We start from the raw sequence: 13,278 nt of genomic DNA on the forward strand, positions 1-13,278 counted from the left end.
CATTGCAACACGGGCCGAGACGTGGCAGCCCTGTGCGCAAGACCAAAAGGAAATCCAATGAAAAACGCAGAGCAGGTAACCTTCGGGGGTTCGGGCCTTGATCGGGCGGCGCAGTATCGCGGAGATGCGGACAAGCTGGCCGAGGCGATGCACAACCCGGCCGCCCGCTGTGTCTTGCTGTGGCGTGGAAAGCTGCTGGTACAGGGTGAGGGGCTGGACCAGCTTGCCATGATCCCGATGACGCATCCGCTGATCAGCAGTGGTCCCGGTGGCGTCATTGAATCCCCGGTGTTTTTGGGTCTGAGCGCTGACAGCGCCCCCGTGTTTGCCGTTGATATTTCCGCATGGGCAGCCGAGGGGCTGGATCTGACCAGTCTGGGCGCCTTCGTGGACAAGTCCGAACAACAACACCCGGATTTACCGCAAGGCCACGTGTTTGCCGAACTGCGCCGGATCATGACACGGCTGTCGGCACGCGACGCGGAACTGGCGGCCACGTCTAAGGCAATAATCGGCTGGCATGAAACACATCGCTATTGCGCACGATGCGGTGCCGCCAGCGAGGTGTCGCAAGGGGGATGGCAGCGCAGTTGCCCATCCTGTGGCGGGCAGCACTTTCCGCGCACCGATCCGGTTGTGATCATGTTGATCACGCATGGTGACAGCGTGCTGATGGGCCGGTCTCCGGGCTGGCCTGACGGGATGTTCTCCTTGCTGGCGGGATTTGTTGAGCCCGGCGAAACGCTTGAGGCAGCAGTGCGCCGCGAAGTGATGGAAGAGGCGGGCGTGCCGGTGGGTGCGGTTTCGTACCTGTCCAGCCAGCCCTGGCCGTTTCCGGCCTCATTGATGTTTGGGTGTGCAGGTGAGGCGTTGTCACGCGACATCGTGATCGATCCGGTCGAAATAGAAGAGGCGATGTGGGTCAGCAAATCCGAAATGATGCAGGCCTTTGCAGGCGATCATCCTAGGCTATTGCCAGCGCGCAAGGGGGCAGTCGCTCATTTTCTGCTTCAGAACTGGCTTGCAGATACTCTGGACTGAGGAAACATTGGCTCAGTAATTACGACAGCAAAGGTCAGTATGCAGTTTTCAGCGCGCGAAGATATCGAAGCCCCCATCCAATCGGTATTCGACATGGTGTCGGATTTCGAACGGTTCGAGCGTATGGCAATGCGCCGCGGCATCGATGTGCGCCGTTTGGGCGGTGGCGCAGCGGTGACTGCCGGAACCGAGTGGAATACGGAGTTCAAACTGCGCGGAAAGCCGCGTCAGATGTCAGTGGTTATGACAGATTTCGACAGGCCTTCGCAAATGCGATTTGACGCTGCCAGCAAGGGCATTACCGGGTTCACGACCGTGGATTTTCTGGCCCTGTCCCCGCGCCGGACACGCCTGAGCATCGAGATGTCCCTGGCCGCCAAGTCCCTGCCGGCACGGTTGCTGTTGCAATCCATGAAGCTGGGACAGTCGAGGTTTCGCAAACAGTTCCAGGTGCGTCTCAGTGAATTCGCACGCGAGTTGGAGCAGAGGCACCTGCATGGGGGGTAAGACACAAGATCGCGCAGCAGGTGTGAAGGGATCGGACCACCTGAGTTTCAAACCCGCATCCGAAACCGATGCCGAAGGGGTCGCTGGCGTCCTTCACGATCTGGTCCTGGCTGGCAAACGGCGCAAAGCCCACGATGTCGATTTTGCCCTAAGGCACTATATTCGCCATCCGGATCAATTACGATGTACAATCGCCACGGACCCGAATGGTCACGTGCTCGGGTTCCAATCCCTGAAAGATGCGGTCGAAAACAACCCCTACGGCGTGTCAGTGGGGTGGGGCGTGATTGGAACCCATATCCGACCATCAGCCGCCCTGCTCGGGATCGGGCGCGCACTTTTCGCGCACACTCTGGACGCGGCCCTTGCGCGCGGTCTCCCTGCTATCGATGCAACAATTGGCGCAGGCAATACTGAAGGTCTGGCCTATTACGAAGCCATGGGTTTCCGGACGTACCGCACACAAGATGGGTCTGTGTCAAAGGTCTACCGGATTAACCGCTAGAGAGCGACGATTCCAGGCGCAGCGGCACGAGACATGGGGGGCCACCGGTATTGCCAAACAGCTTCGAAAAAACGGGCAACAACGAAACAAACCCAAAGGAATGCCGTCGCGAACCGTGATTATCCACGCGGATGTGCTGCCGGATAGACGCCCAGAACCTCGACATTTGTCGTGAAATGCTCAAGCTCGTCCATGGCCAGCTGCACGTTGCGGTCTTCGGGATGCCCGACAATATCCGCGTAAAACTGCGTCGCGGTGAAGGAGCCGTCGACCATATAGCTTTCGAGCTTGGTCATGTTGATCCCATTGGTGGCAAACCCGCCCATCGCTTTGTAAAGCGCGGCAGGGATGTTGCGCACCTGAAACACAAAGCTGGTGATCATCCCGTGATCGCCCCGGCGGGACAAATCCGTTTCGCGCGACATGACAAGAAAGCGGGTCGTATTGTCGTCATTATCCTCGATATGGCGGGCCAGAACGTTCAGGTTATAGATCTCACCGGCCAGCTCGCTGGCCAGCGCGGCTGAATGCGGATTGCCTTCCTCGGCCACTTCGCGAGCGGCGCGGGCGTTATCGGGGCTGACGCGGCCGCGGATGCCGTGTTCCTTAAGGAAACCCGCACATTGCGGCAGCAGCACCAGATGCGAATGCGCCTCGGTGATGTCTTCGAGTTTTGCACTCGGCACGGCAAGAAGGTTGATATGAACACGGACAAAGGCCTCATCGATGATATGCAGCCCGCTGTGGGGTAACAGCCGGTGAATATCGGCCACCCGCCCATAGGTCGTGTTCTCGACCGGAAGCATTGCCAGATCCGCAGCACCCGAGCGGACCGATTCGATCACATCCTCGAAAGTGCGGCAAGGCAGGGCTTCCATATCTGGCCGAGCGTTGCGGCAAGCCTCGTGACTGTAGGCGCCGGGTTCCCCCTGAAAAGCAATGCGATTGGTCATTTGGTCGATTCCATGCAACAAGTTCGCGATTTGGTCGTTTCGTCGCGGTGTCTATACCTTGCCTCTCGCAAGGGGAAGCCTTAGACAGCTGCCCAGACAGCTGAAATGGACTCGCGATCAATGTTCGACACGATGACAGTAACCAAGGCCGCCGCAGGCCTGTTCGGCACATTCCTGGTGCTGCTTCTGGCCAAGTGGGGGGCGGATGTCCTCTATTCTTCCGGTGGCCATGGCTCGGCTGAGGCCGCCTACATTATCGAAACCGAAAGCTCGGGCGAAAGCGCCGACGGTGAAGAAGTGGTCTTTGAGGACCTGCTGGCCGCCGCAGACGTCGAGAGCGGCGCAAAAGTGTTCCGCAAATGCACCGCGTGCCACAAGCTGGAAGACGGCGCAAACGGCACCGGCCCTTACCTGTACGGTGTGGTTAATCGCCCCGTCGCCTCGGCCAACGGCTTCACCGGTTACTCGGCCGGTATGCAGGCGCATGGCGGCAACTGGACACCCGAAGCGCTGGATGCCTTCCTGACCAAGCCCGGCAGCTATATCTCGGGCACATCGATGAGCTTTGCCGGCCTGAAAAAGCCGCAGGATCGCGCCGACGTGATTGCCTATCTGCAGACAATCGGCAACTGATTGCCTGACCGATCAGAACCATTCAAAGCCGCTGCCGCAACGCAGCGGCTTTTTTGTCTGAAGAAACCTTCACAAAGTGCTCACGCATTCTAAACTTGAATCTGCACGTGCTGGCACTTTAGCTAGCGGTTACGACATTGACGGTGACAATGACCGAGAGGATGAGCAATATGATATCCCTGATGCCTGCTGCACGTGATCTTGAGGTAAGGCCATGGGTTGGCATTTTGGGGCTCTGCGCCGCTCTGATTGCTCCGCATGCAGCACAGGCGCTGGATGAAGGCGTCACCCGCAGTCACGGGTATTCGTATTTCGGAAATCTGGATTACCCGGCGGATTATTCGCATCTGAATTATGTGAATCCCAACGCCCCCAAGGGTGGCGAGCTTTCGCTGGCAGCCTCTGGAACGTTCGATTCTCTCAACCCCTATTCACGCAAAGGGCGCGCCGGTGCGCTGACCACATTGCAATATGATCGCCTGTTTGAAAGTGCCGAAGACAGTGTGGGGCAGTATTACGGCGTAGTTGCGGAAAGTCTGGAATATGACGAAGGGCGCAACTATGTCATTTTCCATTTGCGCCCCGAAGCAACCTTTTGGGATGGCTCGCCTGTCACAGCGGAAGATGTTGTCTACAGCCACCGTTTGTTCATCGAACAGGGCCTGCCGTCTTATGCGCAGGCCGTTGGCCGTATGGTGACAGGAGCCGAGGCGTTGGATGACCATACCGTAAAATTTACCTTCAATCCCGAAGTCACCCGCCGCAGCCTGATCGAAACTGTCGGCTCAACTCCTGTTTTCTCAAAAGCATGGTTCGAGGCGGATGAGACACGGCGATTGGATGAACCGCGGCTGGAAGTGGCGGTAGGCTCTGGCCCCTACAAGCTCGACAGCTATGACATCAATCGCCGCATCGTTTACAAACGCCGGGACGATTATTGGGGCAAGGACCTGCCTTTCAATGTCGGGCGCAACAACTTTGATACAATCCGGGTTGAGTATTTCGCCGATCAGACGGCAGCGTTCGAGGGTTTCAAGGCGGGTGAATACACATTCCGGATCGAAAGTGATCCCAAGCTTTGGGCGACCGGGTATGATTTCCCAAAGCTGGATGAAGGCACAGTTATTCGGGATGAGATCGCGGATGGCAGCCCGCCGACACCTTCGGGCTTTGTCTTCAACCTTGGAAAGCCGCAATTTGCCGACAAGAATGTCCGCAAGGCCCTGGCCCTGGCCTTCAATTTCGAATGGACGAACGAGTCATTGTTGTTCGGCCTGAACACGCCGCGGAATTCTTTCACGCAAGGAACCCCGATCGAGGCGCAAGGCCTGCCCGAAGGGGCGGAGCTGACGTTCCTGCAGGCGTTGGGCGACGTTGTTCCCGAAGATGTCCTGACGGAACCCGCTGTAGTGGCGCACGAATCAAACCCTGCACGCCTGAATGACCGACAGAACCTGCGCAAAGCTGCCAGGTTATTGGATGAGGCAGGCTGGTCCGTCGGCGAAGGCAATATTCGCCGCAATACCGAAGGGCAGACTTTGAAGGTGAATATTCCATATCCTTCAAACCTGCCGACCTCGACCGCAACGATGATCGAAACCTATGTCCAGAACCTGCAATCCATCGGGGTGGATGCCTCGACCGAGAAAGTGGATCCGGCGCAATACACGTTGCGCAGCCGCGAGCGGGATTATGACATGGTCTATTCCACGCGCTACGGATCGTTCTTGTCTACCGGGGGCGGTCTGAGCCAGATGTACGGATCGGAAGAAGCGGCCTTTAGCCTGTTCAATCCGGCAGGTCTGGCCAGCCCCTTGGTCGACGCGATCATCGAGGCGTCCTTTGAAACTGACAATCAGGCCGATCAGGACACGGCGTTAATGGCTTTGGATCGCGCCTTGCGGTACGAGTTTTTCGTAATCCCCGTGGGGTACATCGCAGAATACTGGACAGCATATTACGATATGTACGAATACCCGGAAAACCTGCCGCCCTATTCGCTGGGTTATCTGGATTTGTGGTGGATCAATCCGGAAAAACAGGCTGCGTTGAAAGCGAAAGGCGCGCTGCGATAACATGGGCGCCTATATTCTAAGACGCTTATTGCTGATCATTCCGACTCTTCTGGGTATCATGATCGTCAACTTCACGCTGGTCCAGTTCGTACCTGGTGGGCCGGTCGAACAGATCATCGCGCAAATCGAAGGTCAAGGTGACGTATTCGCCGGGTTTGCCGGGGGGGGCGACGCCGGAGCGGGTTCCGAACCGGCGGGCGGTGTCTTCGACGACAAATATGTCGGCGCACGCGGCCTTCCGCCCGAGTTTATTGCCGAGCTGGAAAAAGAATTCGGCTTCGACAAGCCCCCGCTGGAACGGTTCCTGAATATGATGGGCAACTATCTGACGTTTGATTTTGGCGAGAGTTATTTCCGCTCGATCAGCGTGATCGATCTGGTGCTTGAAAAGATGCCGGTCTCGATCTCGCTGGGGCTGTGGTCGACCCTGATTGCCTATCTGGTCTCGATCCCGCTGGGTATTCGAAAGGCGGTCAAGGATGGATCGCAATTCGATACCTGGACAAGCGGGGCGATTATTGTGGCCTATGCTATTCCGGGCTTTCTGTTTGCGATCCTGCTGCTGGTGCTTTTTGCTGGCGGGTCATACTGGCAAATCTTCCCGCTGCGCGGCCTGACGTCGGACAATTGGGATAGCCTGAGTTTCTTTGGCAAGATCACGGATTATTTCTGGCACATAGCACTGCCGACGATTGCGCTGACGATATCTGCCTTTGCGACGCTGACCCTGCTGACCAAGAACTCGTTTCTGGATGAGATCAAGAAACAGTATGTCATGACCGCCCGTGCCAAAGGGCTGAGCGAGCGCAAGGTTCTCTATGGTCATGTCTTCCGCAACGCGATGCTGATCGTGATTGCAGGGTTCCCGGCCGTGTTCATCGGGGTGTTTTTTGGCGGGTCGATCATCATCGAGACGATCTTCTCGCTGGATGGTTTGGGCCGATTGGGGTTCGAGGCCGCCGTGGCCCGCGATTACCCGGTGATCTTCGGCACGCTGTTCATCTTCGGTCTGATGGGGCTGGTCGTTGGCATCATCAGCGACCTGATGTATGTGCTGGTCGACCCGCGCATCGATTTCGAAAAGCGGGAGGGGTAAATGGCTTTGTCCCCGCTAAACCAGCGCCGCTGGAGCAACTTCCGCCGCAACAGACGGGCCTTCTGGTCGCTGATCATCTTCGCGGTATTGTTCGGCCTGTCGTTGTTTGCCGAGTTCATCGCCAACGACAAACCCATCCTTGTAAAGTATCGGGGAGAGTACTTTACGCCGGTTTTCAACTTCTATGCCGAAACCGAATTTGGCGGTGATTTCCAGACCGAAGCGATCTATCGCGACCCCGAGGTTCAGTGCCTGATCGACAGCGGTGGATTGGAAGACTGTTTCGATGATCCCGAAGGCATCATCGAACAGATCGACGCCGGTACATTCCAGGCCGAGGGTTTTGAACGCGGCTGGTCGCTCTGGCCGTTGATCCCTTATTCCTTCAATACCTCGGTGGACCGGCCCGGCGCGGCGCCCCTGCCGCCCAACGGCCAGAACCTGCTGGGTACCGATGATACCAAGCGCGATGTGCTGGCCCGCGTGATTTACGGCTTTCGCCTTTCGATCCTGTTCACGCTGCTTGTGACGGGCGCGGCAAGCCTTATCGGGATTTTCGCGGGCGCCATCCAAGGGTTCTTTGGTGGGTGGCTGGACCTGATCTTTCAGCGGATCATCGAGATCTGGTCCGCAACCCCGTCGCTTTATGTCATCATCATCATGTTTGCGGTGCTGGGGCGAAGTTTCTGGTTGCTGGTCGCGCTGATGATCCTGTTCAGCTGGACCGGGCTGGTTGGCGTGGTGCGCGCCGAGTTCCTGCGGGCGCGGAACCTTGAATATGTGCGCGCCGCGCGGGCGCTGGGCGTGGGCAACATGACGATCATGTTCCGCCATATGCTGCCCAATGCGATGGTGGCCACGCTGACCTTCATGCCGTTCATCGTCACCGGAACCATCGGCGGGCTGGCTTCGCTGGATTATCTGGGCTTTGGCCTGCCATCCTCGGCCCCCTCGCTGGGAGAGCTGACCTTGCAGGCCAAACAGAACCTGCAGGCCCCATGGCTGGCCTTCACCGCCTTCTTCACCTTTGCCATCATGCTGTCGCTGCTGGTCTTCATCTTTGAAGGCGTGCGGGATGCGTTCGATCCCAGAAAGACCTTCTCATGAGCTTGCTGGATGTGAAAAACCTCAAGGTCTCGTTCCGTCAGGATGGGCAGGTCAACGCGGCCGTCAAAGGCGTGTCCTTCACTGTGGACCGCGGGGAAACCGTCGCGCTGGTGGGCGAATCCGGATCGGGCAAATCGGTCACCGCGCTCAGCACCGTATCTTTGCTGGGCGACAGCGCGTTGGTCGAAGGCTCGGTCACCTATGACGGGCAAGAGATGATTGGCGCCTCGGAACAGCGTCTGATGGATGTGCGGGGCAACGACATCAGCTTTATCTTTCAAGAGCCGATGACATCGCTGAACCCTTTGCACACGATCCAGAAACAGATGGCTGAATCGCTGGCCCTGCATCAGGGTGTCGCTGGCGATGTGGCACGGGACAGGATTGTCGAATTGCTGACCAAGGTCGGTATCCGCGATCCTCAAGACCGGCTGGACAGCTATCCGCATCAGTTGTCGGGCGGTCAGCGGCAGCGGGTGATGATCGCCATGGCCCTTGCCAACAAACCGGACATCCTGATCGCGGATGAGCCGACAACGGCACTGGATGTGACCATTCAGGCGCAGATTCTCGAACTGCTGGCTGAATTGCAGAAATCGGAAAACATGGGGATGCTGTTTATCACCCATGATCTGGGCATTGTGCGCCGCATCGCCGACCGGGTCTGTGTGATGAAAGACGGCGAGATTGTCGAGACCGGCGTGACGGCCGAGATATTCGAAAACCCGCAGCACCCCTATACCCGCAAACTACTGGCTGCAGAACCGTCGGGTCAGCCTGAACCCGTTGCCACAGATGCGGAAGAGGTCGCACGCACCGACCACCTTAAGGTCTGGTTCCCGATCCAGCGCGGGTTTCTGAAGCGCACTGTTGGATATGTGAAAGCGGTGAACGACGCGACCCTCAGCGTGCGCGCGGGTGAGACGTTGGGGATTGTTGGCGAAAGCGGATCAGGCAAGACCACACTGGCGTTGGCCATGATGCGGCTGATCGCGTCCGAGGGTGGCATCACCTTTCGCGATCAGGACGTGCGCAAATGGTCCACGCGGGAACTGCGCCGGTTGCGCAAGGACATGCAGATCGTGTTTCAGGACCCGTTTGGCAGCCTCAGCCCGCGGATGACCTGCCAGCAGATCATTGCGGAAGGTCTGGCCATTCACAAAGTCGACCCGGACCGCGCGCCACGCGAACTTGTGGCCGAGGTGATGACCGAAGTGGGGCTTGATCCGGCAACGATGGATCGATACCCGCACGAGTTTTCCGGCGGTCAGCGTCAGCGCATCGCCATTGCCCGCGCGATGGTTCTGCGGCCCAAACTGCTGGTCTTGGACGAGCCAACCAGCGCGCTGGATATGACCGTTCAGGTTCAGATCGTCGATCTGCTGCGCAATCTGCAACAGAAATACGGGCTGGCCTATCTGTTCATCAGCCATGACCTGAAAGTGGTCCGTGCCATGTCGCACAACGTGATCGTCATGCGAAACGGCGATGTGGTCGAAATGGGCGCGGCAGAGGATTTGTTCGAAAACGCCCAGACCGACTATACCCGCGAGCTGATTGCAGCGGCGGGATAGCATGAAAAAACAAAGAAATGACTACGTCGGTAAGGCATTCTTCGTCGGGATTTCTTGCTTAGTTGCATTCAGCAGCCAAGAGTTCCGAACCTCTTTCAAAGCTCAAGTTGGTCTAGGTCTCGCAGTTTTCGCGGTTTTGTTTGGCGCGTCGCTTTGGGAATGGCTCAAGTCCAAGTGGTGACTGTACAGAGATAGGGTCGAAGGCACTTGTGCCTTCGACAGTCTCAACACCGACTGAGTAAACGTGGGCAAGTTAAGCGCTTGCCTTTTCTTTGGTCGCCGCTTTCGGCACAGGCCCGCGCAGTTCCTCGTAGTGATCAAAGCTAAGCTTGACCCACCCGGTCCCGCGCGTGGCACTGGCAAGGGTGCGGTGCAGTTCGTCCTCGGCAACGGCGGGCAACTGGGCGTTGAATATCTCCCAGCCCGTCGCATTCGGGTTGCCCTCAAATCCCAGAACCTGCCCCTGAAGGGTGCTGATCGTTGGCACAAGATCGCCCACAAAGGCCGAGGGTAAGTGTATCTCGGCGCTCAGGATTGGTTGCAGGACAACCGGCTTGGCCTGCGGCAACGCCTCGCGCACGGCGTTTTTGCCTGCGGTCCGGAAGGCATAATCCGAACTGTCCACATTGTGGTGTTTGCCATCGCTCAGGGTCACTTTGACATCAACCACGGGAAAGCCTTCGGGGCCTTGTTCCAATGCGTCCTTGGCCCCGTGTTCCACCGACGGGATGTAGTTCTTGGGAACGGCACCGCCCTTGACCACCTCATCGAACTGGAACCCCGATCCGCGCGGCAATGGCGCAACCGAAATCACCACATCTGCGAATTGCCCCGCGCCGCCGGACTGTTTGCGATGGCGATGGCGATGCTCAACCGTTGTGCGAATGGTTTCGCGATAGGCGGTTTCCACCTGTTCCGCCTCGATCTCGATCCCGAAATCCTCGGCCAGCTTGGCGGTCACGCGGCGCATATGTTGCGGTCCCTGCGAGCCCAGAATCGAATGACCGCTCATCTCATCCTGTTGCAGGTGCAGGCCCGGATCGATTTCGGCCAGACGGCTCAGGGCGTTTGACAGGCGCACATCGTCCCGCTCATGCGCGGGCGAGACGACCTGACGATGCGCAACCGGATGAGACGACGCCCATTCCGGCAGTTCCGTCGCAGAAGAACTGTCATAAATGTATCCGGGGTTGAGGTGATCGGATTTGACCGCCAGTCCGATCTGCCCGGCCTCTAGCGTGGCGATCTGGGTCTTGGCGTCCAGTGTTGTCAGGTTGCCGACCGTTTCACCGCCCAACGCCTCATGCGCTTTTACCCCGTCCCCAAGGCCGCGCAGAACGATGATCTTTCCGATATGCTTTTTGACATCCGCAAAGCCAGCAATGGCACGGGCGCTTTCGGCGGCCTCGTCCCGTCCGGCAGCAATATCAAACTCGGGGGCCTCATGACGCAGCGCTTTCATCAGGCGCGTCAGCCCGTTGCCGTGGCTTGCGGCGCCCAGACAAGCGGGGATCAACTGATGATTCTGTAGAACTTGCGCGGCCAGCTCATAAACCTCATCGCTTGGGGGCTGTTTGTCTTCGATCAACTGTTCCAGCAGGTGATCATCGAAATCGGAAAGCGTCTCAAGCAACTCGGTCCGGGCTTCCTGCTCGCGATCCTCGACAGATTTGGGCAGCTCAATCAGGGCCGACGGCTGGCCCTCCTGATACTTCCACGCCCGTTCCGAGATCAGATCGACCGCGCCGATGATCGTGTCGCCCTCGCGGATCGGAACCTGACGCAGGGCGATGTGGTGCGTGCAATAGGTTTGCAGCGCCGCGATGATGTCGCGGATGCGGCCATTGGGGTTATCCATGCGGTTGATGAAAAGAAAACAGGGAATGCCCGCCTCTTCCACCAGCCGAAGATAAGGCGCGCACAGCACGGCGGCATTTGGATCGGGCGGTACCACGATAACGGCTGCATCCGAGATTGCCATGGCAGGCCCGACATAAGCGAGGGAATCGCCACCCCCATCCACGTCGACTGCGCACCAGGGCTCGTCCAGGTAAGAAAAACCGTGCAAGTGCACGGTTCCGGAAACATCGAATGTGGTCGGGCGCCCGTCGAGGCGGCTGATGGCCTCGACCAGGGTAGATTTGCCCGACTGGCTGGGCCCGAGGACGGTGAATACGCGCATGAGTGTTGTCCCTCTTTCAGGTTGCAGAATGGCTGCACGAAAAGGGCCATCCGACGCAGTCGCGTCAGCTAGGACTGTCTGTAATTTGCCCGCCTCAGGCCGCAGGGCGAAACATCACCCCACAGCTTGAGTGTGGGAAAAACCGCAGGCGTGCGTCAAGCCCCCGATGTGTTTTGTGCTTTCCGGGCTGAATGTTGCCCGCAAAAAGAGAGGTCAGATCGCCGAGCTGTGCCCGGCTTTGCTGAGGTCGTATGCGTCAAAGCTGCGGGCAACCATCCGGGTCAGCGCGCGCGCCTCGGGGGGGATAAACAGCCCCTCGTCGCTGATTTGCAGCAGCCCGTCGAATGAGGCGTTGGCAGCGCGATACATGTCGTTCAGCGCTGCGACCGAGATATCGTGATCGCGCAGGATTTCAGCCGAATCGATCCGGAAATCGCACATCAGCGCTTCGATCAGACGGGCGCGCAGAATATCCTGACCTTTGAACAGGTGCCCGCGGGACGTCGAAAACTGCCCGTTGCGAATGGCCTTGGTATGAGCAGACGTAGCCGGGGCATTCTGCGCATAGCCTTGTGGAAAGCGCGAGATCGAGCTGGCCCCGACACCGATCAGCACATCGGCCTGATCGTCGGTATAACCCTGGAAGTTCCGCTTCAGACGGCCCGCGCGCAGGGCATGGGTCAGCCCGTCATCCTGCGTGGCAAAATGGTCAATGCCGATCTCGGCGTAGTTGTCCCACAGGAACAGGCGGCGGGCGGTGTCGAACAGTTCCAGCCGTTGTTCGGGCGTTGGCAGTGCGTCCGACGGGATCAGTTGCTGCCGTTTGGCCATCCACGGCACATGGGCATACCCATAAAGCGCCACGCGATCCGGGCTGAGCGACAAAAGCTTCTGCACGCTTTCCGTCATCCGGGCTTTGGTCTGGTGTGGCAGCCCGTAAAGGATGTCCGCGTTCAGGCTGGCAATGCCACGTGCGCGGATCATGTCGATAGCGTCGCGCGTGGTATCGTAGCTTTGAATGCGGCCAATGGTTTTCTGGATTTCATCGTCGAAATCCTGCACCCCGATCGAGGCACGGTTCATGCCTGCCTCTGCCAGCGCATCCAGACGTGCCTCGTCGATCTCGTTTGGATCGATTTCAACCGAGAATTCGGCATCCGGCCCCATGGGGACGATCCCCAGAATGTGCTGTGCCAGATCGCGCATCAGCTGGGCATTCAGCAACGTTGGCGTACCGCCGCCCCAGTGCAGGCGCGACAGCACCACACCCGCGGGCAGGCGCGCCGCCAGCAGGTCCAGTTCGGCTTTCAGAACATCCACATATGCAATCACCGGATTGTCGGTTTGTGTGCCTTGCGTCCTGCAGGCGCAGAACCAGCACAGCCTGCGGCAGAACGGGACGTGGATATAAAGGGATATGGCGCTGCCGGGCTCGATTCCCGAAATCCAGTCGCCAAACATGTCCGCCCCCACGTCATTGTTGAAATGGGGAGCTGTGGGATAGCTTGTGTAACGCGGTACTTTCGCGTCAAAAAGTCCAAGCTTTGCCAATTGTGGTTTCACTATCATGACGATACCCTTAAGGGGCAGGCGACTTAGGTGCTT

11 protein-coding genes are annotated in these 13,278 nt (G+C 58.3%); 8 read left to right on the forward strand and 3 right to left on the reverse strand.

Features of this window, described 5'->3' with window-relative positions; translation table 11 throughout:
- Positions 1-57 precede the first annotated feature (57 nt).
- Genes nudC through ACR0CE_RS17780 form a run of 3 tightly spaced genes read left to right on the forward strand, consistent with a single transcriptional unit; the run spans position 58 to position 2,053 of the window.
- Entirely contained in the window at positions 58-1,041 is a 984-nt protein-coding gene (nudC, locus tag ACR0CE_RS17770) for an NAD(+) diphosphatase (RefSeq protein ID WP_480495972.1), read from the forward strand.
- A gap of 39 nt (positions 1,042-1,080) precedes the next feature.
- A complete protein-coding gene (locus ACR0CE_RS17775; RefSeq protein ID WP_480474091.1) occupies positions 1,081-1,548 on the forward strand; it encodes an SRPBCC family protein in 468 nt (155 codons plus the stop codon).
- Positions 1,538-2,053 carry an N-acetyltransferase family protein gene (locus ACR0CE_RS17780; RefSeq protein WP_480624219.1) on the forward strand — a complete coding sequence of 172 codons (516 nt, stop codon included), beginning with the start codon at positions 1,538-1,540 and terminating at the stop codon, positions 2,051-2,053. Before ACR0CE_RS17775 ends, ACR0CE_RS17780 begins: the two co-directional genes overlap by 11 nt.
- Before the next feature lie 119 nt (positions 2,054-2,172).
- Here the strand turns inward: ACR0CE_RS17780 and ACR0CE_RS17785 are convergent, their stop codons facing one another.
- A complete protein-coding gene (locus ACR0CE_RS17785; protein ID WP_480833362.1) occupies positions 2,173-3,006 on the reverse strand; it encodes a prephenate dehydratase in 834 nt (277 codons plus the stop codon).
- A 120-nt stretch (positions 3,007-3,126) separates the two neighbouring features.
- Here ACR0CE_RS17785 and ACR0CE_RS17790 point away from each other — a divergent pair, with 120 nt between their 5' ends.
- From ACR0CE_RS17790 to ACR0CE_RS17810, 5 genes are all read left to right on the forward strand, one after another.
- A complete protein-coding gene (locus ACR0CE_RS17790; RefSeq protein WP_209507801.1) occupies positions 3,127-3,639 on the forward strand; it encodes a c-type cytochrome in 513 nt (170 codons plus the stop codon).
- 170 nt (positions 3,640-3,809) lie between these two features.
- Positions 3,810-5,714: an extracellular solute-binding protein gene (locus ACR0CE_RS17795; RefSeq protein WP_480833363.1), complete on the forward strand. Its 1,905-nt coding sequence runs from the start codon at positions 3,810-3,812 to the stop codon at positions 5,712-5,714.
- 1 nt (position 5,715) lies between these two features.
- Positions 5,716-6,810, forward strand: coding sequence for a microcin C ABC transporter permease YejB (locus tag ACR0CE_RS17800; protein ID WP_480833364.1), 1,095 nt, complete (start codon positions 5,716-5,718; stop codon positions 6,808-6,810).
- Positions 6,811-7,917 carry an ABC transporter permease gene (locus ACR0CE_RS17805; protein WP_267363535.1) on the forward strand — a complete coding sequence of 369 codons (1,107 nt, stop codon included), beginning with the start codon at positions 6,811-6,813 and terminating at the stop codon, positions 7,915-7,917. It begins immediately after the preceding gene.
- Positions 7,914-9,491, forward strand: coding sequence for an ABC transporter ATP-binding protein (locus ACR0CE_RS17810; RefSeq protein ID WP_480833365.1), 1,578 nt, complete (start codon positions 7,914-7,916; stop codon positions 9,489-9,491). Before ACR0CE_RS17805 ends, ACR0CE_RS17810 begins: the two co-directional genes overlap by 4 nt.
- 253 nt (positions 9,492-9,744) lie before the next feature.
- Here the strand turns inward: ACR0CE_RS17810 and ACR0CE_RS17815 are convergent, their stop codons facing one another.
- Both ACR0CE_RS17815 and hemN read right to left on the reverse strand, forming a co-directional pair.
- On the reverse strand, positions 9,745-11,673 hold the full coding sequence (locus ACR0CE_RS17815; protein WP_480484685.1) for an elongation factor G: 1,929 nt from the start codon (positions 11,671-11,673) through the stop codon (positions 9,745-9,747).
- 213 nt (positions 11,674-11,886) lie between these two features.
- Complete coding sequence (gene hemN, locus ACR0CE_RS17820; protein WP_480833366.1) at positions 11,887-13,242, reverse strand: oxygen-independent coproporphyrinogen III oxidase; 1,356 nt, start codon at positions 13,240-13,242, stop codon at positions 11,887-11,889.
- Positions 13,243-13,278 lie beyond the last annotated feature (36 nt).

The sequence above is a fragment of the Ruegeria sp. L11 genome (assembly GCF_056531755.1).

What these genes read in the sequence shown, in the direction of transcription:
- nudC (WP_480495972.1), top strand. Translation starts at nt 58, where the DNA reads ATGAAAAACGCAGAGCAGGTAACCTTCGGGGGTTCGGGCCTTGATCGG.
- ACR0CE_RS17775 (WP_480474091.1), top strand. Translation starts at nt 1,081, where the DNA reads ATGCAGTTTTCAGCGCGCGAAGATATCGAAGCCCCCATCCAATCGGTA.
- ACR0CE_RS17780 (WP_480624219.1), top strand. Translation starts at nt 1,538, where the DNA reads ATGGGGGGTAAGACACAAGATCGCGCAGCAGGTGTGAAGGGATCGGAC.
- ACR0CE_RS17785 (WP_480833362.1), bottom strand. Translation starts at nt 3,006, where the DNA reads ATGACCAATCGCATTGCTTTTCAGGGGGAACCCGGCGCCTACAGTCAC.
- ACR0CE_RS17790 (WP_209507801.1), top strand. Translation starts at nt 3,127, where the DNA reads ATGTTCGACACGATGACAGTAACCAAGGCCGCCGCAGGCCTGTTCGGC.
- ACR0CE_RS17795 (WP_480833363.1), top strand. Translation starts at nt 3,810, where the DNA reads ATGATATCCCTGATGCCTGCTGCACGTGATCTTGAGGTAAGGCCATGG.
- ACR0CE_RS17800 (WP_480833364.1), top strand. Translation starts at nt 5,716, where the DNA reads ATGGGCGCCTATATTCTAAGACGCTTATTGCTGATCATTCCGACTCTT.
- ACR0CE_RS17805 (WP_267363535.1), top strand. Translation starts at nt 6,811, where the DNA reads ATGGCTTTGTCCCCGCTAAACCAGCGCCGCTGGAGCAACTTCCGCCGC.
- ACR0CE_RS17810 (WP_480833365.1), top strand. Translation starts at nt 7,914, where the DNA reads ATGAGCTTGCTGGATGTGAAAAACCTCAAGGTCTCGTTCCGTCAGGAT.
- ACR0CE_RS17815 (WP_480484685.1), bottom strand. Translation starts at nt 11,673, where the DNA reads ATGCGCGTATTCACCGTCCTCGGGCCCAGCCAGTCGGGCAAATCTACC.
- hemN (WP_480833366.1), bottom strand. Translation starts at nt 13,242, where the DNA reads ATGATAGTGAAACCACAATTGGCAAAGCTTGGACTTTTTGACGCGAAA.